Genomic DNA, 24,863 nt, shown 5'->3' with positions numbered 1-24,863 from the left:
AAGCCGGGGGGCGGTGTCAACGGGGCGACGGAATGGCAGGCTTGCCGAACCGCCCGGAACAATGGTGTTTATGGCCCGCCATGACCGATATTGCCTCGCTGCTGATTCCCGATTTCGACCTTTCGGCCCGCAACACGCTCGCCCTGCGCGCCCGTTCGCGCTTCGGGCTCACCGTGACGGCGCCCGGAACACTGCCGGCCCTGTTCGCGCATGCTGCGGGCGAAGGCGTGCCGGTCCGGGTATTGGGTGGCGGCAGCAATGTGGTCCTCGCCGAAGATTTCGACGGCATCACCGCCCTCGTTGCGCTGTCCGGCCGCAGGATCATCGATGAATCATCCGATCATGTGCTCGTGGAAGCCGCGGCGGGGGAAACCTGGCACAATCTTGTGGCCTGGACCGTGGACCAGGGCCTTGGCGGCATCGAGAACCTGGCGCTGATCCCCGGCACGGCGGGCGCCGCACCGGTGCAGAACATCGGGGCCTATGGCGCCGAACTGGCCGACTTCTTCCTCTCCCTCGACGCCTATGACCGCGAGACGAGCCAGACAGTCACCTTCGACCGCGCCGCCTGCGCCTTCGCCTATCGCGACAGCGCCTTCAAGCATGCGCCCGATCGCTACGTCGTCCTCGCCATCCGCCTGGCCCTGCCAAAAGCCTGGCAGCCCAACCTGCGCTTCGCCGGCCTCACCGATCTCGCCGACACGCCGGGCCTGTCGCCCCGCATGGTCATGGACCGGGTCATCGCCCTGCGCCAGAGCAAGCTGCCGGACTGGCGGGTCAATCCCAATGCCGGCTCGTTTTTCCAGAACCCGATCCTGCCGGTTGCCGATGCCGCGCCGGTCCTCGCCGAATTCCCAGAAGCCCCGAACTATCCCCAGCCCGATGGCCAAACCAAACTCTCGGCCGGCTGGCTGATCGAAAAGAGCGGCCTGAAGGGCTTTCAAATGGGGCGGGTCGGCATGTCCGAGCGCCACGCGCTGGTCGTGGTCAACCATGGCGGCGCCACGCAGAGCGACGTTGCTGCACTGGCTGCTCACGTCAAGGCGACGGTTCGCAACCGCTTCGCCGTGCAGCTCCACGAAGAACCGATTTTTTTGTGAGCGCACCCCTCATCCGCCCTTCGGGCACCTTCTCCCGCAAGGGGAGAAGGGCGCACCGAGTTTGAACGACCACCGGCTCCCCCTCTCCCCTTGCGGGAGAGGGTGGATCGGCCAAAGGCCGAGACGGGTGAGGGGTTTTTCGCAATTGGCTAAGAATGCCGCAGTGCCACAAGCTGCCCGCTGGACCACTCCACCTGCCCACCCAGATCGAGCTCCAGCAGCAGCACCTGCATCACATGCGGCGCGATGCCGGTCTGGGCGATGAGTTCATCCACTTCCACCGGCGTCGAACTCAGCGCCTCCAGCACCTTCGCCCGGTCGTCCGCCGCTGGCTCGGCGTCGCCGACAGGTTCGCCCTCGGGCCGCCATTCGGGGTCGAACAGCGCGCTGCGCGACGGGTCGGCGCTGCCGATCACCTCGATGATATCCTCGGCATTGGTGACCAGGCGCGCGCCCTGCTGGATCAGGTGATTGCCGCCCTCGGCGCGCGGATCGAGCGGCGATCCGGGCACGGCAAAGACGTCGCGATTCTGCTCCAGCGCCAGCCGTGCGGTGATCAGCGACCCAGAGCGTTTGGCCGCCTCCACCACCACGATCCCCAGCGACAGACCCGAAACCAGTCGGTTACGGCGGGGGAAATCCCGCGCCCGCGGCTCCCAGCCCAGCGGCATTTCGGTGAGCAATGCTCCGCCCTGGTCAAGGATATCGTGGGCCAGCGGGATGTTTTCGTCAGGATAGATCCGGTCGAACCCTCCGGCCAGCACGGCGATCGTGCCCGTGCCAAGGCTTGCGCGATGCGCTGCCGTGTCGATGCCCCGCGCCAGCCCGGAGACGACCGTGTAACCCCGTTCGCCCAAGTCTGCCGCCAGCATGCGCGTCAACTTGATCCCCGCCGTCGAGGCATTACGCGCACCGACAATGCCCACGGTTCGCTTCCAGTCCAGTCGCTCGCCGCCGGCCATGGTCAGTAATGGCGGCGCGCCCGGGATATGGAGGAGATGGGCGGGATAGTCCGGCTCCACCTCCGCCACCAGCCGGGCGCCGAATCTGGTGAGCCCGGCGACCTCGTCTTCGGCGCGGGCCTGGCTGATGGGCACGATTGCGCGCCCGGCCCTGCGGCTCAGGTCCGGCAGGGCTTCGAGCGCCGCCTCAGCCGAGCCGAAGCGATGCAGCAACTGGTGAAAGGTGACGGGGCCGATCGACTCGGTGCGGATCAACCGCAGCCAGGCGATGCGTTGGGCCGATGTGAACGTCGTGGTCACCCGGCCCTGGTTCATCGTCAGGCTTTCTTGCTGCCGCCGATAGTGGGTTCGGTCCCCTTGAGCAGGCGCCCGATATTTTCCCGGTGCTGGAAGAACAGCAGCAGCGCCAGGCCCGCAACCACGAGAGCCAGCCGCTCACCATCGAACACATAGGCAAAGATCGGGGCGGTCGCCGCCGCGGTGAGTGCCGCCAGCGAGCTCATCTTGCGGGTAAAGGCAATCAGCAGCCACACGGCGCAGAAGATGAGCCCCACCGGCCAGCTCAGGGCCAGCGTCGAGCCGATCATGACGGCCACGCCCTTGCCACCCTTGAAGCCGAGCCAGACCGGGAAGCAATGACCGAGGAAGGCGCCGATCGCCGCGAGCCGAGCGGCGTCCTCGCCCCAGAAATAGCGCGCTACGAGGATGGGCAACACCGCCTTGAGTGCGTCGAGCACCAGCGTCGCCGCCGCTACCTTCTTGTTGCCGGTGCGCAGCACGTTGGTGGCGCCGATATTGCCCGAACCGATGGAGCGGATATCGCCCAGCCCCGCCGCACCGGTAAGGATCAGGCCAAAGGGAATCGATCCCGACAGGTAGCCCAGCGCCAGGGCCAGGATCAGCGGCAGAATATCGGCGGGCATGAACGCGGCCCCTCCTTGCTTCATTTGCCAAGGGATAGCCTCTCATCCTGCCCCGTCACAAGAGGGACGCGAGAATTGCGCACCATCCTGTGATGGCCCAGGTTTGGCAATCGCACGGCGATGACCTACATATTGGGCAACACGCAAGAACAAGAATACATGGTCAAAACTCCAAAACCCAAAAACACATCCGGACCCAAGCGTCCGCGGCTGCCCGTCGCCGATCGCCTCCCCTCGCGCGAGCAATTGCTCGAAGCCTTGGCGCAGGAAGATGACATCAAGGGCAAGCGCGACCTGGCGAAGGTGTTCGGCATTCGTGGTGACCTGCGGCGGCCGTTCAAGGCCATGCTGGCCGACCTCGAGGGCGAGGGCGTCATCACGCGCACCCGCAAGGCGCTCCGGCGCACCGCCGCCCTGCCCCATGTCACCGTGCTCGACATCCCCACCGACGCCGACCCCGACAACCTCCACGCCTTCCCGGCCCAGTGGAACCCGGAAGAGGGCGAAATGCCTCGCGTGCGCGTGCTCACTGGGCCCCATACGCGTGTCGTTCCCGCGCCTGGCGACCGCATCCTTGCCCGCATCGATGCCGGCGAGGACGCCATTCCCCATTACACCGCCAAGCCGATGAAGGTGCTCGACAAGCCCCGCCGCGCCCATATCGGCATTGTCCGCACGGACAATGAGGGCGCGCGGCTCGTGCCCGTCGACCGCAAGCAGAAGGAAATGCGCATCGCTCTGGGCGACCTGGGCGATGCTGCCGACGGCGATCTCGTCGAGGTCGAGGTGAAGTTCTCCGGCCGGCTGATGATTCCGCGCGCCAAGGTGACAAAAGTCATCGGCAACCCGAATTCCGAGGGCGCGGTTTCGCTGATTGCCATCCACAATCTCGAAATCCCGCATGTCTTCCCGCAAAGCGTCATTCGCGAAGCCGAAGAGGCCAAGGAAGCGACTCTCAAGGGTCGCGAGGACTGGCGCGACCTGCCGCTGATCACCATCGACCCGGCCGACGCCAAGGACCACGACGACGCCGTCCACGCCGCGCCCGACGAGGACCCTGCCAACAAGGGTGGCTTCGTCGTCACCGTCGCCATTGCCGACGTCGCCGCCTATGTGCGCCCCGGCTCGGCTCTCGACCGCGAAGCCTATATCCGCGGCAATTCGGTCTATTTCCCGGACCGCGTCGTGCCCATGCTGCCCGAGCGCATCTCCAACGAGCTGTGCTCATTGAAGGAAGGCGTGCCGCGGGCGGCCCTTGCCGTGCGCATGGTGCTGGGCGCCGATGGCCGCAAGAAGAGCCACAGCTTCCATCGCATCCTGATGCGCTCGGCCGCGAAACTCAGTTACCAGCAGGCGCAGGCCGCCATCGACGGCAATGCCGACGACCAGACCGGCCCCCTGCTCGACCCGATCCTCAGGCCCCTGTGGGACGCCTATGACGCCATGGCGCGCGCCCGCGACATCAGGGGGCCGCTCGATCTCGACCTGCCGGAGCGCAAGATCCTGCTCGATGACAAGGGCATGGTCCGCGACATCCACATTCCGGAGCGCCTCGACGCCCATCGTCTCATCGAGGAGATGATGATCGCGGCCAATGTCGCGGCCGCCGAAACGCTGGAACAGAAGCGCAGCGAACTGCTCTATCGCGTCCACGACGAGCCCAGTTCCGAAAAGCTCCAGGCCCTGCGGGAATTCCTCGGTTCGCTCGACATCGCCGTGAAGAAGTCCGACAGCGTCCGCGCGTCCGATTTCAACGGCATTCTCGGCCAGGCGCGCAAGGCGGGTAACATAGAGCAAGTCAGCGAGATGGTGCTGCGCTCCCAGGCCCAGGCCGAATACGCTGCCGAGAACTACGGCCATTTCGGCCTCAACCTCGATCGCTACGCCCATTTCACCTCGCCCATCCGCCGCTATGCCGACCTCATCGTGCATCGCGCGCTTGTCCGGGCCCTGGGTCTTGGCGACGACGGCCTCACCGACCAGGAAGCGGCCAAGCTCCCCGGAATTGCCCAGCATATCTCGGCCACCGAGCGCCGGGCCATGCTGGCGGAGCGCGAAACTTCAGATCGGCTCCTGGCCCAGTTCCTCTCGGAACGCATCGGCGCGCGCTTCATGGGGCGTGTCTCGGGCATCACCCGATCCGGCCTATTCATCCGCCTGCTCGAAACCGGCGCCGATGGCTTCATTCCGGCTTCGACGCTGGGGCAGGACTATTATCGCTTCGTCGAGGAGCGGCAGGCGATGATCGGTGAGCGCACCGGTGAAACCTTTACCCTGGGCGACCGCGTTGAGGTCCGGCTGCTCGAAGCAGCACCCGTCGCCGGCGCGTTACGCTTTGAACTCCTCTCGGAAGGCAAGCGCGGCAATCCGCCATCTGGCAAGCGGCTCCGCAAGGGGCCATCTAAGAGCTTCGGCCCCCGATCGTCCAAAGGTGCAGGCCGGAGAAAGAGGTAACTGATGCAAGATCAGACCCGTACTCTCGAACAGCGTTCCGTCGGCCAGGCCATGTGGCGCGGCGCTCTCTGCCGCTGCCCGCATTGCGGCCAGGGCAAGATGTTCCGCGCCTATCTCAAGGCCGCCGACCAGTGCAATGTCTGCGGTGAGGAGCTCAATCATCACCGCGCCGACGATTTCCCACCCTATATCGCCATCACGATCGTGGGCCACATCATCGTCTTCCTGATGCTGCACCTGGACATGACCTACCACGTCCAGCCCATCACCTATGTAGTGACCATGGTGCCCCTGGCCATCGTGCTCCCGCTGGCCATGCTCCCCTCCATCAAGGGCGCCATCATCGGCCTCCAATGGGCCAACCGGATGTATGGCTTCGGACCGTCGCGCAGCGCGAATTGATCCAGTGGATCAATTCGAGGTCCGAAGGCCCGAAGAGCTATGCTCGCAGGGCGGGCAGCCCGTCCCGAAGGGCCGATTGATCCAGTGGATCAATCGGAGCGCCGAAGGCCATGAGAGCTGCGCTCGAGTGGCGGGAGTTGCGCTTCCAGGTAGGCAGCCGTCGCACTTTCCCTTCTCCCCTCGTGGGAGAAGGTGCCCGAAGGGCGGATGAGGGGGTCTATTCGGTGGCGCACGGTCACCCGAACTGGCTACCCTCTTTCGCCTTCACCAGCTCACGCGGACGGAATCGCAGTCCCGACCATTCCTCATCGATGGCCACCTGTCGCACCGGCCGCCAGCCGGCGGCGTCTAGGGCATCCCAGCCACTGTCGCGGTTGAGCCCGGCGGCCTTTGCATCCGGACCCTTGCGATAGGCCACCCAGAGCAGACCATCGGGCGGCATCTCCTTGAGAATGCGCGGCACCAGCGCGGCCACCTCTGCCGCATTGTCGAAAAAGGCGAGCACGCCGTCATAGGCATCCTGCTCCCGCACGATTTCGACTTCCGCTCCGGCCGACAATTCCTCGGCCAGTACCTGCGGCACATTGATCAGCCACAGCTTGGCACCGGACTTGATCTGCAGTTTGTGCAGCAATTCCGTCGGTGCGGTCATCCTGTGTTTCCTCGGCCGATGCTATCACTTGACAACGGCGGGCAAATCCGTAGGTTGCGCGCAAATTCCGGCGCTGCCCAGATGCGGCGCCTTTCGCTTTGTGAAGGACCACTATCATGGCCAAGGCCGCCACCATCAAGATCAAGCTCGTCTCGACGGCCGACACCGGCTTCTTTTACGTGACGAAGAAGAATGCCCGTACCCAGACCGAAAAGCTGGCCTTCAAGAAGTACGACCCGGTCGTGCGCAAGCATGTCGAATTCAAGGAAGCCAAGATCAAGTAATCTGGCTCCTCATTCTCGTAATGAACAAAACCCCGCAAGCGATTGCGGGGTTTTCGTTTTGATTGGCGTTCCGCTCCCGGCCAGGCATGATGCCACGGCTCACGGGAGCGGTCCTGCGTCCACAGGTATGGATGGAGGGGAAGTGAGTGGCTGGTCCGGAGCGGCATGTCGAAGAGGCCACTCTGTCCGCGTCCGGACCAACCGCCCTACGGGAACTCAGGAGTTGCGGCGGACCTGAGATTGGGCCGTAGGGACCTCATGAGGCATTGGGATATTTCCCAAGCCCTCTGTAGAAGAACCTAGTCCCAAGCCGTCAAAAGGCCAAGCGAATCCAGCGCTTCCGCGCTCGCAACTCTTTGTTAATTATAACAGATAACCCTAACGCCTCGGGTTTTACCGACCGCGGCTCACGCGGCGTCGAAAATCACCCGGTTGCGACCCTCGCGCTTGGCGCGGTAGAGCGCCACGTCAGCCCGCTTGATGATGCTTTCCTGTGTATCGGTCTGCCGTTCGCGGATCGAAACGCCCACGGACACCGTCACCGACAGCGGCCGCGCCGCACCCACGTCAAACGGCCTTTCCGCCATGGATTGGCGCACACGTTCGGCCACCGCCTCCGCCTGCCCGATATCGGTATCGGGCATCAGCACCACGAATTCTTCGCCACCAAAGCGGCAGGCGAGGTCCACGCCCCGGATATTGCGCTTGAGCCGCGCCGCGAATTCCTTGAGCACCGCATCGCCGATATCATGGCCGTGATTGTCGTTCACCGACTTGAAGAGATCGATGTCGAGGATCATCAGGGCCATGTCGCGGTCCTGCTCCTGCGCCTTGCCCAGCAGGACGCCCAGGTGCCGGTCGAAATAGCGCCGGTTGTAGAGCCCCGTCAGCGCGTCCGTCACCGCCAGCGCCATGGTGTTGTTGACGCTCTCGCGCAGCTCCATGGCATAGCGGTGGCGTCGGATCTGGGTCCGCACCCGCGCCATCAGCTCGTTGCGATCCACCGGGCGGCTGATGAAGTCGTTCACGCCCAGGTCGAGGGCTCGAACCACGCGCGGCTTGTCAGCCGTGTCGGCCAGCAGGATGATCGGCAGGTTGCGCGAGTGATCCACCGTCCGCACCTGAGAGCATACCCGCAAGGGGTCGAAATCTTCAAGGCTCATGCTGACCAGCGCCAGTTCATAGCTCGCCCCGGTCACCTGGAACACGGCATCGGCCGGCTCGGTCAGGATGTCGACGCTGTGCTCCGGCGTGAGATAACCCTGGATCCGCTCGGCATGGCGCCGGTCGGTGTCGATGATGAGGATATTGCCGCCGCTGGCCGAAATGCTGTCCATGGCCCGCAACGCGTCCTCGATGGCGATCTGCTGGCCGGTCAGGGCCCGGGCCCGCAATTCGTCGGTCAGGGATTTCAGCCGAACCAGGCTCTTCACTCGCGCCATCAACTGCGTGTCATCGACGGGCTTGCTCAGGAAGTCGTCGGCGCCGGCCTCAAGCCCCTGCACGCGGTCGGAGGGCTGGTCGAGAGCCGTAATCATCAGCACCGGCAGGTGGTGGGTCTTCGCACTGGCCTTGAGTCGCCGGCAGACCTCGAACCCGTCCATTTCCGGCATCATGACATCAAGGAGGACGATGTCTATGTCCTGGTTTTCGCAGATCTCGAGCGCCTGCGCGCCGGAACTGGCCGTGACCACTTCATAGTATTCGGCGGTCAGCCGCGCTTCGAGCAGGCGGACATTGGTGGGAATGTCATCGACGATAAGAACGCGCGCGGTCACAACAGCACTCCGGATACGCAGCGTAACCGAAGGCAGAGCCACAGATCACGCAATCCATACTCGACCATCCGGCGGCAAACACACGCCGGCCCGGCCACTGCCATCAGTTACGCGCGGGGGGCGCGAAGTTATTCAGGCGGGGCCAATATATTGCGCAATGGTTTCCAGAAAGTGAGACACCGAGATCGGCTTGGAAATATAGCCCTCGCAGCCACCCTGCAGGATGCGCTCCTCGTCACCCTTCATCGCAAAGGCCGTTACCGCCACGACGGGGATATGGGCGAGCTGCTCGTCATCCTTAAGCCACTTGGTCACCACCAGCCCCGAAACCTCAGGCAGTTGGATGTCCATCAGGATCAGATCGGGCATATGGGCGCGCGCCAGGTCCAGCGCCTCCATCCCGTTACGGGTCTGGATAACTTCATAGCCGCGCGATTCCAGCAGATCGTTGAAGAGCTTCATGTTGAGCTCGTTGTCTTCGACGATCATCACACTCTTGGGCATTCTACCTCGCTTGGGCGCCTGCCCGGCGCCCTGCCCGAAAGCGCTGCCGCGGCACGTCCCGCAGCTTCGCTTTCCATTGCTTCTGGGCTAGCATTGAAACTTAAACAAAACACCTTCATGAGGCCGCCTCTTGCCCGTTTCCGACCGCGCGCCGGACGTTTCCGCCCTTGCTGATTCCTGCCTCGGATACCTCGCGGAACATCCCGAGGACCTCCTGGCCTTCATGCAGCAGGCAGGTCTCGACCCCACTTCGCTGCGCGCTGCGCTCGGCTCCGTGCGTCTGCAGCACGGCCTCATCGACTATTTTGCCGCAAACGAACCGATTCTGCTCGCTTTGTGCGCCAATGCCGGCATGACGCCGGAAAGTTTCATGCGCGTCTGGCACAAGCTCAACCGGACCGAGTAGATGGCCACGGACTGGTTCTGTCGCGATTGCCTGACCAGCGGGTCCAGTGCCCCGCCGGGGCGCTGCCCGTCCTGCGGCTCGCCGCGGCTCCGGCACCACGACGAACTTTTTTCGCTCTCCATCGCCCATGTCGATTGCGACGCCTTCTATGCCTCGGTGGAGAAGCGCGACGATCCCAGCCTGCGGGACAAGCCGCTGATCATCGGCGGTGGCCAGCGTGGCGTCGTCTCCACCTGTTGCTACATCGCCCGTCAGTCCGGCGTGCGCTCCGCCATGCCCATGTTCAAGGCGCGCAAACTCTGTCCGGATGCCGTGATCATTCCACCCAACATGAGCAAATATGTGGAGGTCAGCCGGCAGATCCGCAAGCACATGGACGCCCTGACCCCACTGGTCGAGCCGCTCTCCATCGACGAGGCCTTTCTGGACATGACCGGCACCGAGCGCGTCCACAAGGCGCCACCGGCCCTTACCCTCGCCCGGTTTGCCCGCGCCATAGAACAGGAGATCGGCGTTACCATCTCCGTGGGCCTCAGCCACAACAAGTTCCTCGCCAAGGTCGCCTCCGATCTCGACAAGCCGCGCGGCTTTGCCGTTATCGGCAGGGCAGAAACCCTCGATTTCCTCGCGCCCAGGCCGATCAGCCTCATCTATGGCGTCGGCAAGGTCTTTTCGGAAACCCTCAAGAAGGACGGCTATCACACGATCGGTCAGCTCCAGCAGGAGGATCCGACCCGCCTGATGCGCCTTTATGGCGAATCCGGCGCGCGCCTCGCCCGCCTCGCCCAGGGTCAGGATGCCCGAAAGGTGTCCATCGACGGCGAGATGAAGACCATCTCGTCGGAAACCACCTTCAACCAGGACATCGCCTCGCTCGAAGACCTCTCCACCGAGCTCCTCAAATGCTCGGAGCGCCTGTCCGAGCGCCTCAAGGCCAAGGGCGTGGTGGGCGACACGGTGACGCTGAAACTCAAGACTGCGGGATTTCGGTTGCGCACGCGCGCCCGACACCTGATGATGCCGACACAGCTTGCCAATGTGCTCTACGAATCCGGTATGAGCCTGTTGCAGCGCGAAATCGATGGCACGCCGTTCCGCCTCATCGGCATCGGCGTTTCCGGCCTCGATGCTGCCGATGGCTCCGATCCAGGCGATCTGCTGGAGCCGATGGTGGCCCGCAAGGCCGCCGCCGAGCGGGCCATGGACAAGGTGCGCACCCGGTTCGGGCGCAGCGCCGTGGTTCGCGGCAAGCTCTATTCATCCCGGCCCGATGCTCCATCGGCTCCGATATCCGAAGAAGAAGCAGACGACCTCGAAGGCAAATCCAGATGACCGACCCGATCGAAAAGCTCCGCGAATATGGCTACGAACTGCCCGCCCCCAAGGCGCCGGTTGCCAGCTACGTCCCGGTCGCCCGCACCGGCAATCTCCTTTACGTCTCCGGCCAGCTCTCCAGCAACGACCAGGGCGTCGTCACCGGCCTCCTCGGCGACACCATGAACGTGCAGCAGGGCGGCAATGCCGCCGAGCTCTGCGCCGTCAACATCCTCGCCCAAGTCGTGCACATGGCCGGCGTCCCGCTCCACGAAGTCAAGCGCGTGGTAAAGCTCACCGTGCTGGTCGCATCGGTGCCCGAATTCTTCGAGCATCACCTGGTGGCCAATGGCGCTTCCAACCTCCTGGTCGGGGTCCTTGGCGACAAGGGTAAGCATGCCCGCGCCGCCTTTGGCGTGGCCGCCCTGCCCTTCGGCGCCGCCGTCGAGATCGAGGCAGTCATCGAAGTGTGACCGGGCGCCCCGGTTGAAACCGGGGCGGCCTTTCACCATATCGGCCTGACCTCCAGTCAGGGATATCCATCCCAGTGCCCGAACCCAGTTTTACGGCTGCAATCCACCCCACCACGGCATCTATTCCCGCTGCGGTGTGGAACAGCCTCGTGCCGTCTACATCGGGCGTCCCCGACAATCCGTTCCTTGACCACGCCTTTTTCCGCGCGCTCGAGGAATCCGGCTGCGCCACCGGCAAGACCGGCTGGCAGCCGCAGCATATCCTTCTCAAGGATGCGGCGGACACGCCCGTCGGGCTCCTGCCGCTTTTCCTGAAATCCCACTCCATGGGCGAGTATGTGTTCGATCACGGCTGGGCCAATGCCCTCGAACGCGCCGGCGGGCATTATTACCCCAAGCTCCAGGGCTCTGTGCCCTTCACCCCCGCAACCGCGCCAAAACTGCTCGTCCCCTCGGGCAGCCTCGAAGCCCAGTCCGCCTTGCTGTCGACCGCCCAGCAACTGGCCGGCCGGCTCGATGCCTCGTCGGTACACCTCACCTTTGTGCCCGAGGCCGAATCAGGTCTCGCCGGTTCTCTCGACTGGCTGCGCCGCGTCGATACCCAGTTCCACTGGCACAACCAGTCCTATTCGAGCTTCGAGGATTTTCTCGAAACCCTGTCCTCCCGCAAGCGCAAGACCATTCGCCGCGAGCGCCGCGATGCGTTGGCCGACGGCATCGAGGTCCGGTGGCTTTCCGGCCGCGAAATCGAGGAGCAGCACTGGGACGCCTTCTTCGACTTCTACGAGGATACCGGCGCCCGCAAATGGGGCCGTCCCTATCTCAATCGCTCCTTTTTTTCGCTGCTCGGCGAATACATGGCCGAGCGTGTCGTGCTGATGCTCGCCTATGACGGCGATATTCCGATTGCCGGTGCCATAAACTTCCGGGGCAAGGACCGGCTTTACGGCCGCAATTGGGGCGCCGTCCGCGACGTGCCCTTCCTCCATTTCGAGGTCTGCTACTATCAGGCCATCGACTATGCCATTGCCCACAAGCTGGCCGTGGTCGAGGCCGGGGCCCAGGGCGAACACAAGCTGGCCCGCGGCTACGAACCGGTGCTGACCCACTCCGTCCACTGGATTGCCCACCCCGGCCTGCGCCGCGCCGTCGCCGACTATCTCGAAGACGAACGCCCGGCCATCGAACACCAGCAGGAGCTGCTGGAGACTTTTATGCCCTTCCGCAAAGGCGAGCGGCAGGAACGGTAGCTCTTCTCCTCCCCCTCCTTCAGGGGGAGGTCGGGTGGGGGTATTCGCCATCACCGCGCGTCACCCTCGGGCTTGACCCGAGGGCTCTATACTTGCAATGCCTAGATCAAGCGCAGGCCCTCGGGTCAAGCCCGAGGGTGACGATCGGGGTGTTGAGGGCTTCTGCGAGTGTGCCTGAGAGGAAGTCCATGACCTACGATCCCACCAACATCTTCGCAAAGATCCTCAAGGGCGAACTGCCCTGCCACAAGGTCTACGACGATGACACCGCCCTCGTGATGATGGACATTTTTCCGCAATCCAAGGGGCATACGCTCATCATTCCCAAGGCCCCGTCGCGTAACCTGCTCGATGCCGATCCGGGCGACCTCGCGGCCGTCATGCCCCTCGTCCAGCGCGTCGCCAGAGCCCTCAAAACTGTGACCAATGCCGACGGCTTGCGCTTCGCCCAGTACAATGAGGCGCCTGCCGGACAGACCGTCTTTCACCTGCATTTCCACCTCATCCCGGCCTATGAGGGCATCGCACCGGGGGCCCACGCTTCCGGCCGCGCCGACGATGCCGAACTGGCGGCGCTGGCCAAGTCCATCGCGGCCCAGCTCTGACCCTATCGTGACACCCGCTCGTCTTCTTGCGTCCGGCATGGTGCTCACGGCGTCGGCCGGCATTATAGACGCCGTCGGCTTTATCGAGCTGGGTGGCTATTTCACGTCCTTCATGAGCGGCAACACCACCCAAGGCGGCGCCGCCTTTGTGGACGGTGTTTGGCCCACGGTCGTCCTGACGGGCTCGCTGATCCTTCTCTTCTTTATCGGCAGCGCGATCGGCGCCTTCCTTGCGCATTCGGGAACGCGATGGGGTCCGGCGCTGGCGAGCGGCGCAGTCTTCGCCGGTACTGCCGCCACGCTGGCCTTGACCGTTGCGGGCTACCCGGCGCGACAGACCATGCTGGTGCTGGCGGCCACTGCCGGCGCGCAGAATGCCATTCTGCCCATGCGCGGCGCGGTGCGGCTCGGCGCCACCTTCGTGACAGGAACGCTCTATGCCGCCGGGCAGGACCTGGCGCTGGCGCTACGCCGGTTGGCGCCGCCCCTCCGCTGGCTCCAGCATCTGGCGGTTTGGTTCGGCCTGCTTGGTGGCGCGGTCCTCGGCGCCTTCGCCTATCGTTTCGTCGGCATTTTCACCCTGCTGCTACCCCTCGCCATCTACGCGGCCTTCACCCTCGCCCATCTGTGGGCAGGTCGGCTGCACGCTTGAAATCAGCGGCGTTGTGCCGGCCGGCGCAGGTGCAGCATGACGAGTAGGCCCAGCGCCGCGGCAGAGCAGGTCGACGCGACCAGCAGCATGAGCGAGGGCCCGATGCCCTCGAGCAGGGCGACGAGGATCGGCGGCGCCGCAGCCGAGAGCAGGTTCAGCGGCAGGGCAATCCGCGACAGCGCCCGCGCATAGTCAGCCCGGTCGTAGAACACCAGCGGCATCGTCGCCCGCGACACGGCGAGCGCTCCCGCCCCAAAGCCGTAGATCACGATGAAACCGATGATGGCAACGAGGCTCGGCTCCGGCATCACCAGCAGCAGCAGCAATGACGCCAGCAGCGTCGGGCCGGCGACCAGCGCCGTGTTGAGGCCGTCCCAGCGCTGACCGCCAAGAAAATCCAGGGCGCGCGCAGAAATCTGGATGATCCCCAGAGACGACGCGAGTGTCGTGGCAGTCGCCAGCGGCAGGCCATAGCTCTTGAGCAGTTCGATGATGATGCCCGAAAAACCGAAGGTCACGAAGGCATTGAGCGAAATGGCCGCGGCGACAATGTAGAATGTGCCACCCAGCTCCACAGGCGGCGGGGCTTCGACGCCCTTGTTCGTGCCCGGCTCCGCATTGGGCCTCATGGGCAGTCCCCCGAGATACAACACGGCGGTGGCCACCAGCAGCGCAGCGTAGAGCGCGCAGACCAGTCGCCAGTCCATGCCCTGGCTGAGATAGGCAGTGATTGGCCAGAAAATCGTTCCCGACAGACCCGATGCGATCATCAAGGCCCCGATGGCGCGCCCGGCCTTGGCGCCCAGCGCTTCGTTGAGCGCAATATGGGCCGCCGTGGACAGCGAGGTCGCCCCCGACAGGCCCAGCACCAGCCAGGCTGCCAGGTAAGTCACGATGTCCTGACTCGCTCCGAGCGCGGCAAAGCCCAGCGCCAGGCCAAGCGACCCAGCCACCAGCAGGCGACGCGCGCCCAAGCGCACGAAAGCAGCCCCCATCACGGGGGCGACAAGGCCCATGGTGACGTAGAACACCGTGCTGCCCATGAAGGCTGAAGGCAGCGACATATCGAGACCCGCCGCGATATCGGCGCCCAGCACGGTGAGCAGGCCGATCGTGCCCCAGCCGACATTCTGGCCAATGGCAAGGACAAGCAGGTATCGCAGAGCGTGCAAGGTGGTAGCACCGGAAGGAGGTCAGCGAACCGATAAGCTAGGCGTATTTCGATTCTGTGACACTCTAGATCGGCGGCAGCACCGCCACCGCGATCAGTGCCAGCGTCACCAGCATGGCAATGGATAGGCTTCCGGCCAGCAGCACCTTTCCGCCTGCGGCAACTATGGATCGCAGGTCGACGGACAGCCCGAGCGCGGCCATCGCCACCAGCGTCAGGTGGCCGGACACTACGCCGAGCAGGTCGATGGCGCCTTGCGGCAGCGCACCGGCGCTTCGCAGCAGCATCAACACCAGAAAGCCGATGATGAACCATGGCACGAGCAGCCCGGGGGCCACCCGGCGCCGCTGCCGCCTGCCGGTAATGAGACCGAGCACAAGCACAACCGGCCCCAGCATCAGCACGCGCACGAGCTTTACCACCGTCGCGATCTGGCTGCTCACCGGCCCGGTCTGTGCCGTTGCCGCCAGCACCTGCGGCACCGCATAAACGGACAAGCCGGCCACAATGCCATACTGGCCCGCTGACAGGTCGAGTAGCAGCAGGGTCCCCGGCAGCAGCAGCACCACCAGAATGCCCAGCACCGCCGTAAAGCCGATCGAAGCCGCCACGTCCTCGGCCTTGGCCTCGATCACCGGCGCCGCCGCCATGATCGCCGAATTACCGCAGATGGAATTGCCGCAGGCAACCAGCACCGCCTGACGCCGGTTGAGCCCGACCAGCCGGCCGATTGCGTAGCTGGCACCCAGTGCCACGACCACGACCACGACAATGGCCGCCAGCAAGGGCGCACCGGATCCCAGAATCGCCGCCCCGCTGATCGTCGCGCCGAGCGCCACCACCGCCAGTTCCAGCACGATTTTCGCAGCGAAATTGACGCCCGCACGAAACCGGGGATCGAGCCCAAACGCAGTGTGGATGCCGGTACCGAACAGAATGGCCAGCACCAGACCATCGATCCAACGATGCCCGCTGAGGGTTACTTCCGCCCATTCCACTCCGGCGGCCAGGGCGGCGACACCCATACTGAGAAGGAGTCCGGGCCAGATTGCTAAAAGACGCGCAGTACGGAGCACAATTTTGCCTCAGGGAACTTCGCCCTAGATAAACATTGCGACCGAGCAACTCAATCGCAGACTGGCTGCACCTCCGATCCGCCATATGCAGCCGCAAAGGTTGCGCTCGCGGGCAATCCAGAGCGCCACTTGCTGCGTTGTGCTCTGCGATCCGGAGACGTCCCATGCTGCTAGCCTATCCCTGGCCCGCTTTGCCGGCTGCCCTCGTCCTCACCCTTTTGGTTTCGGCGCTGGGCTTCATCCGCACCGATTACTTCGTCAGTCTCGGCTATGGCTTTTCCATCGCCCTGCTCGCGGTGGCTTTCCCGCTGGCCTACCAGCCTCAGCTCGATCTCTTTACGCTGGCGCAGTCTGGACTGCTGCTGGCCTATGGCCTACGGCTCTCGAGCCACCTGATCGCCCGCGAACGCCAGCCGAGCTTTGCCCGCGAGCTCGAGGCCTCGAAGGAGCGCAGCCGCCATATCAAGGGTGGTTTGAAACTGGTGATCTGGGTCAGCGTGGCGGCGCTCTACGTCGCCATGTATGCGCCGGCGCTGATCAGCCTCTCCGCGCGGGCGGACGGTGCCGACCTGTCCTCGCTGCCATGGGGGCTTTCGGTCGCGGCGCTCGGGCTTGCTCTCGAAGCGCTTGCCGATTGGCAGAAGACCCAATTCAAGAAAGCCTATCCGCAGCGCTTCTGCGACACCGGCCTCTTTTCCATGGTCCGCTGCCCGAACTATTTCGGCGAAATGGTTTTCTGGCTCGGCATTTTCGTCTCCGGCCTATCGGCCTATGCGAGCCTTCTCGATTGGGCCCTGGCGCTTGCGGGCCTGATCTGCATCCAGCTCATCATGCTTGGCTCCGCCCGCCGTCTCGAATTCAAGCAGGCGGAGCGCTATGGCGACGATGCGGAGTTCCGGGGCTATGAGCGTCGCGTCCCTATCCTGCTGCCGCTGGTGCCGCTCTATTCGCTCAAGAACCTCAAGGTCTACCTCGGCTAGGGATCCGACGGCTCCTCATCAAGTGTGTTCTTGTAGATGACCCCATCCTTCATGATCACCACGAAGTTTGCCGGGTCGGCCACGAGGCCAAGGTCCTCCAGCGGATTGCCGTCCACAAGCAGCAGGTCGGCCAGCGCGCCGTCCTCGACCACGCCGAGCGCACCCGGATAGGGATTGCGCGGGCCCGACAGCGCCAGCATTTCGGCATTGGCGCTGGTGGCCATGATCAAAGCCTCGGCCGGCGTGTACCACTGTTCCAGCGAGGCCAGGATCGCACCTTGCTGCTGCGCCAGCGCCTGGGAAAACAGCACGTCCGTGCCCCAGGCCGTCTTGATGTTGTATTTCTTGGCCAACTCATAAGTCGGCCCGATGCCGGGAAAAACCTGATCGGCGCTGACACGCTGCACTGATCCTTCCGGAAAGCCCAGCCGCAGCGCCTCGGGCAATGGCTGCAGGCTGAGCCAGACATCCTTTTCGGCGATCAATTGCGCCGTTTCCTCATCCATCAGGAAGCCGTGCTCGATCACCTTCACACCTGCCTCGATGGAACGCCGGATGGCTGCTGACGTAAAGGCATGGGCGGTCACATAGGTGCCCCAGTTTTCGGCCGCTTCCACCGCTGCCGTCAGTTCCTCGAGCGTGAAGGTAGAGACGTCCACCGGGCTGAATGGCGACGACACCCCGCCCCCGGCCGTCAGCTTGATCTGGCTGGCGCCCTGCATCAACTGCTCACGCACCCGCACCCGCACTTCGTCCGGACTGTCGGCCACCATGGCGCCGCCGATCACCTCCATGCGCGACATGTGCCCGCCGATGGTGCGCGGCAATTCGTGCAACTGGCGGAAATCGCCGTGACCTGATGTCACGGTGATCATCGCGCCGGACGGATAGATCCGCGGCCCTTCGATCAGCCCCTCGTCGATAGCCTGCTTGAGCCCGAAGGCAGGCCCGCCGACGTCCCGCACAGTGGTGAAGCCGCGCATCAGCGTATCGGCCGCTTCGTCGGCTGCGGCGATATTGTTGTAGCCGACGTCGCCGACAATGCTCTGCGGCGCCGTATTGCGGATCAGCATAGTATGCCAATGCGCATCGATAAGCCCCGGCATCAACACCATGCCCTCGCCATCGATGACGACGGCACCCTCCTCGGTAATGGGGCTGGCAGATATGCTTGAGATCAGTCCCTCGCTCACGAGGACATTGCTAGGCTCCGACAGCGTTTCAGACTGTCCGTCAAAAATCCGGACATTCTCGAAGATCACTGTCTCCTGCATCGGCTGGGCCATGGCGGCCGGGGCAGCGATGAGCAGCAATGCTGTGGAGACGGCGGCTCGCAGCCTCAAGCGCTCGCTGGACTGCACTGTGGAATAGACCCTCATGACGCACCCATTGGCTTTTGGATGCGCCAGCCTATCCCGCCCCGGCCCGCTGCGAATGGCATTGCGTCCCGCAACCATGGTCGGCGTCCCTATCTGCGTACGGGGTCGGCACGGGCACTGGCCTCGCACCAGGCGCCGGAACCATGTCCGGCCAGCGTGATGCGGCTACCCGATCAGGCCGCCAGACCCTTTTGCAGCACCACCAGGGTCATGTCGCCGTCATAGGCATGCGCGTCGAATCCCATTTCCCGCTCGATCTGGATGGCGGACTTGTTGGCGCAGTTTTCGATGCTCATCAGGCGCTTGACGCCCCTGGCCTCGGCCTGGCGTTCGACATGGCGCAGCAATTCCCAACCGATTCCGCGGTTCTTCTGATCCCCGCGCACCGAGATCGCCACTTCGCCCGTTTCGAGCATTGGATCGCAGGCCAGCATGGCCGTCCCGAGAATGGTGGTGCCGGTTTCGTCGAGGGCCACGTAACTTTCGGTCTGGTGGTGATCGACCTGGGTCATGGCCGCAACATGCTCGCGCCCCACCCGCACGACGCTCAGAAAGCGGAACCGCCTGTCCTCGGCTGTGACCTCTTCGAAAAATTTCGCCAGCGCCGCTTCATCGCCGGGACGAACCGGCCGCACCCGCAGGGTGAGGCCGCTGCGCGTGATCAGTTGCGTAAATTGTTGGTCCATTCCGTACCGCCTTCCTGCGTGTGCCCTTACCCTTCCCTATACGTCAACCAATCAGCGGGTACGTTGACCTGGATCAAGCAAGGGACCGAGGCCGCTGCCCGGCCGATGCCATTTCTCCAAGTGGGCGCATCCCTGCTGGCATCAGCGGCGCCGACTGACTCCGATCGCTCACACAGCAAGAAGGCCCGGATCGCTCCGGGCCTTCTTCATTTCGTCCGAGCTGAATTGTCAGCTCTTGTCGGCGGTCGCCTTCGGCTTTTTGGGCCGCGGCAGCGCCTTGGGCTTGGCCGGACGCGGCGGCACGGCCACCAGCTCCAGCTTGGCCTCCGTGCCCTCGCCGACCACGGCCACGGTGACGGAGCCACCATTGACCAGTTCGCCAAACAGCACCTGGTCGGCCAGCGGCTTCTTAACGTGTTCCTGGATCACGCGGCCCAGCGGGCGCGCGCCCATGCGTTCATCATAGCCGTGCTCGGCCAGCCAGTCGGCCGCTTCCGGCGTGAGGTTGATCGTGACACCGCGCTCGGCCAGCTGGCCTTCGAGCTGCAGCACGAACTTTTCCACCACGCGACGGACCACTTCGCGCGGCAGCGGCGCAAAGGAGATGATCGCGTCGAGCCGGTTGCGGAACTCGGGCGAGAAGGTGCGGTTGATCGCCTCTTCGTCGTCCCCCTGCTCACGCTTGCGGCCGAAGCCGATGGGCGAGCGGGCCAGTTCGGCGGCGCCGACATTGGACGTCATGATCAGGATGACATTGCGGAAATCTACCGCCTTGCCGTTGTGATCGGTCAGCTTGCCGTGGTCCATCACCTGCAACAGGACGTTGTAGAGATCCGGATGGGCCTTCTCGATTTCATCGAGCAGCACCACGCTATGCGGATGCTGGTCCACGCCGTCCGTAAGAAGGCCCCCCTGGTCGAAGCCGACATAGCCCGGAGGGGCGCCCAGCAACCGGCTGATCGTGTGGCGCTCCATATATTCGGACATGTCGAAGCGCAGCAGTTCGACGCCGAGCGTATCGGCGAGCTGCTTGGCGACTTCGGTCTTGCCTACGCCGGTCGGGCCGGTGAACAGGTAGGAGCCGATCGGCTTTTCCGGTTCGCGCAGGCCGGCGCGCGCCAGCTTGATCGCCGAGGACAGCGCCGTGATGGCGGAATCCTGCCCGAACACCACCGTCTTGAGGCTCTGTTCGAGCCCCGAGAGCAGCTCCGCATCGGACTTGCTGACCGACTTGGGCGGAATGCGCGCGATCGTGGCAATGGTGGCTTCGATGTCCTCGACATCGATCACCTTCTTGCGCTCGCCTTCCGGCAGCAGCTTCTGGCTGGCCCCGGTTTCGTCGATGACGTCGATCGCCTTGTCCGGCAGCTTGCGGTCGGTGATGTAGCGGGCGCTCAGTTCCACTGCCGACTTGATGGCCTCGTCGGTATAGGTGACCTTGTGGAAGTCCTCGAAATAGGGCTTCAGGCCCTTCACGATCTCGATGGCGTCAGGAACGGTCGGCTCGTTGACGTCGATCTTCTGGAAGCGACGCACGAGAGCCCGGTCCTTCTCGAAGAACTGGCGATATTCCTTGTAGGTGGTCGAGCCGATGCAGCGGATCGCACCCGACGCCAAAGCAGGCTTCAGTAGGTTCGATGCATCGAGCGCGCCACCCGAGGTGGCGCCGGCGCCGATCATGGTGTGGATCTCGTCGATGAAGAGCACCGCATTGGGCATCTTCTCGAGTTCCTTCATCACCGCCTTGAGACGCTCTTCGAAGTCGCCGCGATAACGCGTGCCGGCCAGCAGCGCGCCCATGTCGAGCGCATAGATGACCGCTTCCTGCAGCACTTCGGGGACGTCGCCTTCGATGATCTTGCGCGCCAGGCCTTCGGCGATGGCCGTCTTGCCCACGCCCGCGTCACCCACATAAAGCGGGTTGTTCTTGGACCGACGGCACAGCACCTGGATGGTACGGCGCAGCTCGGCATCGCGGCCGATCAGCGGGTCGATCTTCCCGAGGCGCGCCTTCTCGTTGAGGTTGACGCAGAAATCGGCGAGGGCCGAGCTCTTCTTGGCCTCCGGTCCGCCTTCGGCATGGCCGTTTTCGCCCTCTTCGGAGCCGCGCACCTTGCGCTCTTCGCTGGGGCCTGACTTGGTGATGCCGTGGGAGATGAAATTCACCGCGTCGAGCCGGCTCATGTCCTGCTGCTCGAGGAAATAGGCGGCATGGCTTTCGCGTTCGGCAAAGATGGCGACGAGCACGTTCGCACCCGTAACCTCTTCGCGACCGGATGACTGGACGTGGATCACCGCGCGCTGGATGACGCGCTGGAAGGCGGCAGTCGGCCGCGCATCCTGGCCGTTCTGCACGACCAGGCTGTCCAGTTCTTCATTAATGAAGTCTTCGAGGTCGCTCTTGAGCGCGTCGATATCGACGTCGCACCCGGTCAGCACGGCCACGGTGTCGCGGTCATCGGTCAGGGCCAGGAGCAGGTGCTCGAGCGTGGCAAACTCATGGTTGCGCTCACGAGCCAGGTTCATCGCCTGGTGCAGGGCCTTTTCGAGTCCGCGCGAAAATGAGGGCATATGATGTTCCTACTGTTTTTCCATCACGCATTGCAGCGGATGCTGGTTCTTGCGTGCCGTATCCATGACGCGGGTCACCTTGGTCTCGGCCACCTCGTATGGATATACGCCGCACTCACCGACCCCCTTCTGGTGGACGTGCAGCATGATGCGCATGGCGTCTTCGCGTGACTTGTTGAAGACGTCCTGAAGCACCAGAACGACGAACTCCATCGGCGTGTAGTCGTCGTTGAGCAGCAGCACCCGGTAAAGGTTCGGGCGCTTGGTTTTGGGACGCGTCTTGGTCACCGTCCCGGTTTCGAAATCCGCATCGTTTCCGCCTGGTCGGCGCCCGTCGTCATCCTTGGGGCCGGCAACGACGCGCAAAGGCGAAGCGAACCGGCTGGCGGACGGCAGGATGAGATCGGGCAAAGGGGAAGTCATGGTCATGGCAGTCGTACTGTCGCCGGAGGAAACGAAGCAGTTGGTTGGACCCATTATGTAGGCAAAATCAGCGCCATGTTAAGGGCCATCCCATCCCGAAAATGTGACCTGGGTCTTAGTTCGCGCCAGGCAACCTTTTTCGGGAACTGGTGCAGCCAACTGCCCACAGTGAGCCGGCAAAATGCCGTGAGGCGCCAAAAATCCATCGCATTTTACAGATTCGTAACGGCCTGTGGCTAATCTGCACTGAGGCTGGATTTCGAGGTTTGGGGCCAATCGAAAACCGGCTGCGTCAAACGAGTGCGTACGGGCAGAAGTCCGATAAGTAATTGGAGTACCGGGTGATTTTCCTGGCAAAGACCCCCTTTCACGTCGCCATTTTTCGCGCTGTTGCGGCCGTTCTTTTTGTTCTGACCGTCAGCCTCTCAGCTGCGGCGCCGGCCCACGCCATTGAGAACCTGCGCAAATATGCGGGCATCGTCGTGGACGCCAAATCCGGCAGTATCCTCTATGAGGAGCAAGCCGATTCAAGGCGTTACCCGGCCTCCGTGGCCAAGGTGATGACGCTCTACGTGCTCTTCCAGGAGCTGCAGGCAGGCAATCTCAGCCTCTCCACCAAGATGACCGTCTCCCGTCACGCCGCCTCGGCCGTCCCCACCAAACTGGGTCTGCGCGCCGGGTCGACCATTTCAGTGGAAGACGCCATCAAGTCCCTCGTGACGCTGTCGGCCAACGACATGGCCCGCGTCATTGCCGAACACATTTCCGGCACTGAATCGAAATTCGCCGAGCGCATGACCGCCACGGCTCGCGCCATGGGCATGAGCAGCACGACCTATCGCAATGCCTCGGGTCTGCCCGATGGCGGCCAGGTCACCACCGTGCGCGACCAGGCCATCCTCGGCATCGCCGTCTACCAGCACTTCCCGCAATACTACGAATTCTTCCAGACCACGTCGTTCCGCTATGGCGGCAAGACCTATGGCAACCACAACCGCGTGCTGGGCTATATGGGCGCCGTCGACGGCATCAAGACCGGCTACATCAATGCTGCCGGCTCGAACCTCCTGACCGCTGCCCGCAAGAACGACCGCCACATCGTGGTCGTCGCCTTCGGCTTCAACTCCGCCGCATCGCGCGATGAGAAGGTCCGCCAGCTCGTCTCCAACTATCTCGACAAGGGCCGCCGCGGCGACTACTTGCAGACCGCCATGGTTCCGGTCCCGGGTCGCCAGGGCAATACCCAGTTCGCGCTGGCCCAGCCGCGCAAGCCCACTTTCGCCATGCCCACGCCCATGCCCGATTTCCGGCTTGCGGCGCTGGTTGCGGCCAATGGCGCGCAGCCCCAGGTCGCCGTCGCTTCGGCTGCCCCGGTGGCGCTGCCCACCCCTGCCCCGGCCGACCTCGGCCTGTCGCCGGCCGTTCATGCTGCCACCGTCCTTGCCGCTCCCAGCCAGGCCGAGCCGATCTATCCCAACGAGGATGTCATCGGCGCCTGGCTCAGCGAGACCTATAATCTCGGCGCCCCGCCGGCCGCGCTCGGCCAGACCGCGCCCTCGAGCCCACTGCTGCCGCCCGGATCGGTCGACAACAATGCCGCTCCCGCCGCCGGCCAGCCGGTCGACCTGATGCATTCGGGTTCCGTCGCCGACGCAGCCCCGGTCAGCGGCTGGATCGTCCAGATCGGCGCAGGCCCTTCCGAGACCAGCGCCCGCGCCATGCTGTCCGACGCGGCCAGCAAGGTCGGTTCGCTCGGCGACTTCCGGTCCTATGTCGAACCCTTCGAGAAGAACGGCCAGACCTTCTACCGCGCCCGCTTCGTCGGCTTCGGCGACCGCGATGCCGCGACCACCATGTGCAATCACCTCAAGGACCAGGACATGTCGTGCCTGGCCATGCAGGGGTAACAGCAAGCTTCGGCACGGCGGACCTACCGCCGGCCGCGGGCCCCTAACCGGCCCAAGCAAATGGACGGCGCGTATTGCCGTCTCCGGGGATCAATTGGTGCTTGTGTATGGAGTAGCCCAATGAGTGACCGCAATGCTCTTATCGAGCTGGCCAATTTCGTTGGCCGCTCACCCCTCGCCTCGCCGGACATGAAGGTCCGCAACAAGGCGCTGAGTGGCATGACCGAGCGGATGCTGCCGCGCCAGAAGCGCTCGGTGGGCGACCTGCTCGGCGTGGTCATGGCGCTCTCGGCCCGCACCCGCCGCATGGCGCAGGACCCGGTCCATGTCGAAGTCGATGTCTTCGCCCCCGGCGGCAAGCGCGCGCTGCGGCTGACCCTCGGCCAGGGCTGAGGTCTCCTGACATCCGGCGTCAGCTGACGAAAACTGACGCCCCGCTCCTCCATGCTGGCCTCGTTTCAAAAGGAGACCCAGCATGAGTACCGAAACCGACCCCATCCCGTCGCCGCTGCGCGGCCTCACGACCGTTGTCTTTCCGGTCACCGATTTCGACGCCGCCAAGAGCTGGTACACCAAAGTCTTCGGGATTGCGCCCTATATGGACACGCCGGCCTATGCCGAGTTCCGGGTCGGGGACTACCAGCATGAATTCGGTCTTCTGAACGTCCCGATGTCGGGTGGCTTCGCCCAGGCGCCCGCTGCGGCCGGTGGCGCCATCGTCTATTGGCATGTCGACGATATCGAGGCCGAGCTGGCGCGCCTCGTCAGCCTCGGCGCTACGCTGCATCAACCGGCACGCGACTTCGGCCGCGGGTTCATCGGCGCCTCGGTGATCGATCCCTTCGGCCACATCCTGGCATTGATGTACAACCCGCACTACCTGGCCGTAGCCGCAGCGCGGGCTGTCTGAT

The 24,863-nt window shown here is 64.2% G+C and carries 25 protein-coding genes; 14 read left to right on the top strand and 11 right to left on the bottom strand.

From position 1 onward, the window contains the following. Positions 1 to 80 precede the first annotated feature (80 nt). Positions 81 to 1,100 (top strand): UDP-N-acetylmuramate dehydrogenase, encoded by a 1,020-nt coding sequence (gene murB, locus JEQ47_RS06235; protein WP_198875487.1) that lies wholly within the window; start codon positions 81 to 83, stop codon positions 1,098 to 1,100. A gap of 149 nt (positions 1,101 to 1,249) precedes the next feature. Here the strand turns inward: murB and dprA are convergent, their stop codons facing one another. Next, entirely contained in the window at positions 1,250 to 2,377 is a 1,128-nt protein-coding gene (dprA, locus tag JEQ47_RS06230; RefSeq protein WP_198875486.1) for a DNA-processing protein DprA, read from the bottom strand. Positions 2,378 to 2,379: 2 nt separating this feature from the next. Further along, on the bottom strand, positions 2,380 to 2,985 hold the full coding sequence (gene plsY / locus JEQ47_RS06225; RefSeq protein ID WP_198875485.1) for a glycerol-3-phosphate 1-O-acyltransferase PlsY: 606 nt from the start codon (positions 2,983 to 2,985) through the stop codon (positions 2,380 to 2,382). Between the two features lie 159 nt (positions 2,986 to 3,144). Here plsY and rnr point away from each other — a divergent pair, with 159 nt between their 5' ends. Next, a complete protein-coding gene (rnr, locus tag JEQ47_RS06220) occupies positions 3,145 to 5,439 on the top strand; it encodes a ribonuclease R (protein WP_198875484.1) in 2,295 nt (764 codons plus the stop codon). 3 nt (positions 5,440 to 5,442) lie between these two features. Then, the gene (locus tag JEQ47_RS06215) at positions 5,443 to 5,841 is read left to right on the top strand and encodes a DUF983 domain-containing protein (protein ID WP_198875483.1); all 399 of its coding nucleotides are present in this window, start codon (positions 5,443 to 5,445) and stop codon (positions 5,839 to 5,841) included. 235 nt (positions 5,842 to 6,076) lie between these two features. Here JEQ47_RS06215 and JEQ47_RS06210 read toward each other — a convergent pair whose 3' ends face one another. Further along, positions 6,077 to 6,493, bottom strand: a complete 417-nt coding sequence (locus tag JEQ47_RS06210) for a hypothetical protein (RefSeq protein WP_198875482.1) — start codon at positions 6,491 to 6,493, stop codon at positions 6,077 to 6,079. A 116-nt stretch (positions 6,494 to 6,609) separates the two neighbouring features. Here JEQ47_RS06210 and rpmG point away from each other — a divergent pair, with 116 nt between their 5' ends. After that, a complete protein-coding gene (gene rpmG, locus JEQ47_RS06205) occupies positions 6,610 to 6,777 on the top strand; it encodes a 50S ribosomal protein L33 (RefSeq protein ID WP_046104197.1) in 168 nt (55 codons plus the stop codon). 407 nt (positions 6,778 to 7,184) lie between these two features. Here the strand turns inward: rpmG and JEQ47_RS06200 are convergent, their stop codons facing one another. Next, the gene (locus JEQ47_RS06200) at positions 7,185 to 8,555 is read right to left on the bottom strand and encodes a PleD family two-component system response regulator (RefSeq protein ID WP_198875481.1); all 1,371 of its coding nucleotides are present in this window, start codon (positions 8,553 to 8,555) and stop codon (positions 7,185 to 7,187) included. 132 nt (positions 8,556 to 8,687) lie between these two features. After that, entirely contained in the window at positions 8,688 to 9,059 is a 372-nt protein-coding gene (locus JEQ47_RS06195) for a response regulator (RefSeq protein WP_198875480.1), read from the bottom strand. 130 nt (positions 9,060 to 9,189) lie between these two features. On the opposite strand from JEQ47_RS06195, the gene JEQ47_RS06190 reads away from it, so the two are divergent. The 6 genes from JEQ47_RS06190 (at position 9,190) to JEQ47_RS06165 (ending at position 13,759) form a co-directional block, all read left to right on the top strand. Continuing rightward, a complete protein-coding gene (locus JEQ47_RS06190) occupies positions 9,190 to 9,465 on the top strand; it encodes a DUF3572 family protein (protein WP_198875479.1) in 276 nt (91 codons plus the stop codon). Continuing rightward, on the top strand, positions 9,466 to 10,797 hold the full coding sequence (locus JEQ47_RS06185) for a DNA polymerase IV (RefSeq protein WP_198875478.1): 1,332 nt from the start codon (positions 9,466 to 9,468) through the stop codon (positions 10,795 to 10,797). Further along, positions 10,794 to 11,252 carry a RidA family protein gene (locus JEQ47_RS06180; protein WP_198875477.1) on the top strand — a complete coding sequence of 153 codons (459 nt, stop codon included), beginning with the start codon at positions 10,794 to 10,796 and terminating at the stop codon, positions 11,250 to 11,252. The genes JEQ47_RS06185 and JEQ47_RS06180 overlap by 4 nt, the downstream gene beginning before the upstream one ends. Before the next feature lie 74 nt (positions 11,253 to 11,326). Then, positions 11,327 to 12,502 carry a GNAT family N-acetyltransferase gene (locus JEQ47_RS06175; RefSeq protein WP_198875476.1) on the top strand — a complete coding sequence of 392 codons (1,176 nt, stop codon included), beginning with the start codon at positions 11,327 to 11,329 and terminating at the stop codon, positions 12,500 to 12,502. 188 nt (positions 12,503 to 12,690) lie between these two features. Continuing rightward, positions 12,691 to 13,107 (top strand): HIT family protein, encoded by a 417-nt coding sequence (locus JEQ47_RS06170; protein ID WP_198875475.1) that lies wholly within the window; start codon positions 12,691 to 12,693, stop codon positions 13,105 to 13,107. Positions 13,108 to 13,114: 7 nt separating this feature from the next. Continuing rightward, a complete protein-coding gene (locus JEQ47_RS06165) occupies positions 13,115 to 13,759 on the top strand; it encodes a YoaK family protein (RefSeq protein ID WP_328768321.1) in 645 nt (214 codons plus the stop codon). Between the two features lie 2 nt (positions 13,760 to 13,761). On the opposite strand, the gene JEQ47_RS06160 is transcribed toward JEQ47_RS06165, so the two are convergent. After that, on the bottom strand, positions 13,762 to 14,931 hold the full coding sequence (locus tag JEQ47_RS06160; RefSeq protein ID WP_236020658.1) for an MFS transporter: 1,170 nt from the start codon (positions 14,929 to 14,931) through the stop codon (positions 13,762 to 13,764). A gap of 64 nt (positions 14,932 to 14,995) precedes the next feature. Continuing rightward, on the bottom strand, positions 14,996 to 16,009 hold the full coding sequence (locus JEQ47_RS06155; RefSeq protein ID WP_328768452.1) for a YeiH family protein: 1,014 nt from the start codon (positions 16,007 to 16,009) through the stop codon (positions 14,996 to 14,998). A gap of 161 nt (positions 16,010 to 16,170) precedes the next feature. Here JEQ47_RS06155 and JEQ47_RS06150 point away from each other — a divergent pair, with 161 nt between their 5' ends. Further along, positions 16,171 to 16,986, top strand: coding sequence for a DUF1295 domain-containing protein (locus JEQ47_RS06150; RefSeq protein ID WP_198875472.1), 816 nt, complete (start codon positions 16,171 to 16,173; stop codon positions 16,984 to 16,986). On the opposite strand, the gene JEQ47_RS06145 is transcribed toward JEQ47_RS06150, so the two are convergent. The 4 genes from JEQ47_RS06145 to clpS form a co-directional block, all read right to left on the bottom strand. Then, positions 16,983 to 18,272: a metal-dependent hydrolase family protein gene (locus JEQ47_RS06145; protein ID WP_198875743.1), complete on the bottom strand. Its 1,290-nt coding sequence runs from the start codon at positions 18,270 to 18,272 to the stop codon at positions 16,983 to 16,985. The two genes, JEQ47_RS06150 and JEQ47_RS06145, sit on opposite strands and share 4 nt — an antisense overlap. Before the next feature lie 266 nt (positions 18,273 to 18,538). Continuing rightward, the gene (locus tag JEQ47_RS06140; protein WP_198875471.1) at positions 18,539 to 19,051 is read right to left on the bottom strand and encodes a GNAT family N-acetyltransferase; all 513 of its coding nucleotides are present in this window, start codon (positions 19,049 to 19,051) and stop codon (positions 18,539 to 18,541) included. A gap of 228 nt (positions 19,052 to 19,279) precedes the next feature. After that, the gene (gene clpA, locus JEQ47_RS06135) at positions 19,280 to 21,622 is read right to left on the bottom strand and encodes an ATP-dependent Clp protease ATP-binding subunit ClpA (RefSeq protein WP_198875470.1); all 2,343 of its coding nucleotides are present in this window, start codon (positions 21,620 to 21,622) and stop codon (positions 19,280 to 19,282) included. Positions 21,623 to 21,631: 9 nt separating this feature from the next. Beyond that, the gene (clpS, locus tag JEQ47_RS06130; protein WP_236020657.1) at positions 21,632 to 22,051 is read right to left on the bottom strand and encodes an ATP-dependent Clp protease adapter ClpS; all 420 of its coding nucleotides are present in this window, start codon (positions 22,049 to 22,051) and stop codon (positions 21,632 to 21,634) included. Between the two features lie 335 nt (positions 22,052 to 22,386). Between clpS and JEQ47_RS06125 the strand changes: the two genes are divergently transcribed. The 3 genes from JEQ47_RS06125 (at position 22,387) to JEQ47_RS06115 (ending at position 24,862) form a co-directional block, all read left to right on the top strand. Beyond that, positions 22,387 to 23,952, top strand: a complete 1,566-nt coding sequence (locus JEQ47_RS06125) for a serine hydrolase (RefSeq protein ID WP_198875469.1) — start codon at positions 22,387 to 22,389, stop codon at positions 23,950 to 23,952. Between the two features lie 120 nt (positions 23,953 to 24,072). Further along, the gene (locus JEQ47_RS06120) at positions 24,073 to 24,345 is read left to right on the top strand and encodes a hypothetical protein (RefSeq protein ID WP_198875468.1); all 273 of its coding nucleotides are present in this window, start codon (positions 24,073 to 24,075) and stop codon (positions 24,343 to 24,345) included. 82 nt (positions 24,346 to 24,427) lie between these two features. Beyond that, positions 24,428 to 24,862, top strand: coding sequence for a VOC family protein (locus tag JEQ47_RS06115; RefSeq protein WP_198875467.1), 435 nt, complete (start codon positions 24,428 to 24,430; stop codon positions 24,860 to 24,862). Position 24,863: the final 1 nt, after the last annotated feature.

Source organism: Devosia sediminis (assembly GCF_016411825.1).
In the GTDB taxonomy this organism is placed as follows: Bacteria; Pseudomonadota; Alphaproteobacteria; order Rhizobiales; family Devosiaceae; genus Devosia; species Devosia sediminis.
This window is presented reverse-complemented; position numbering and strand designations above follow the sequence as displayed.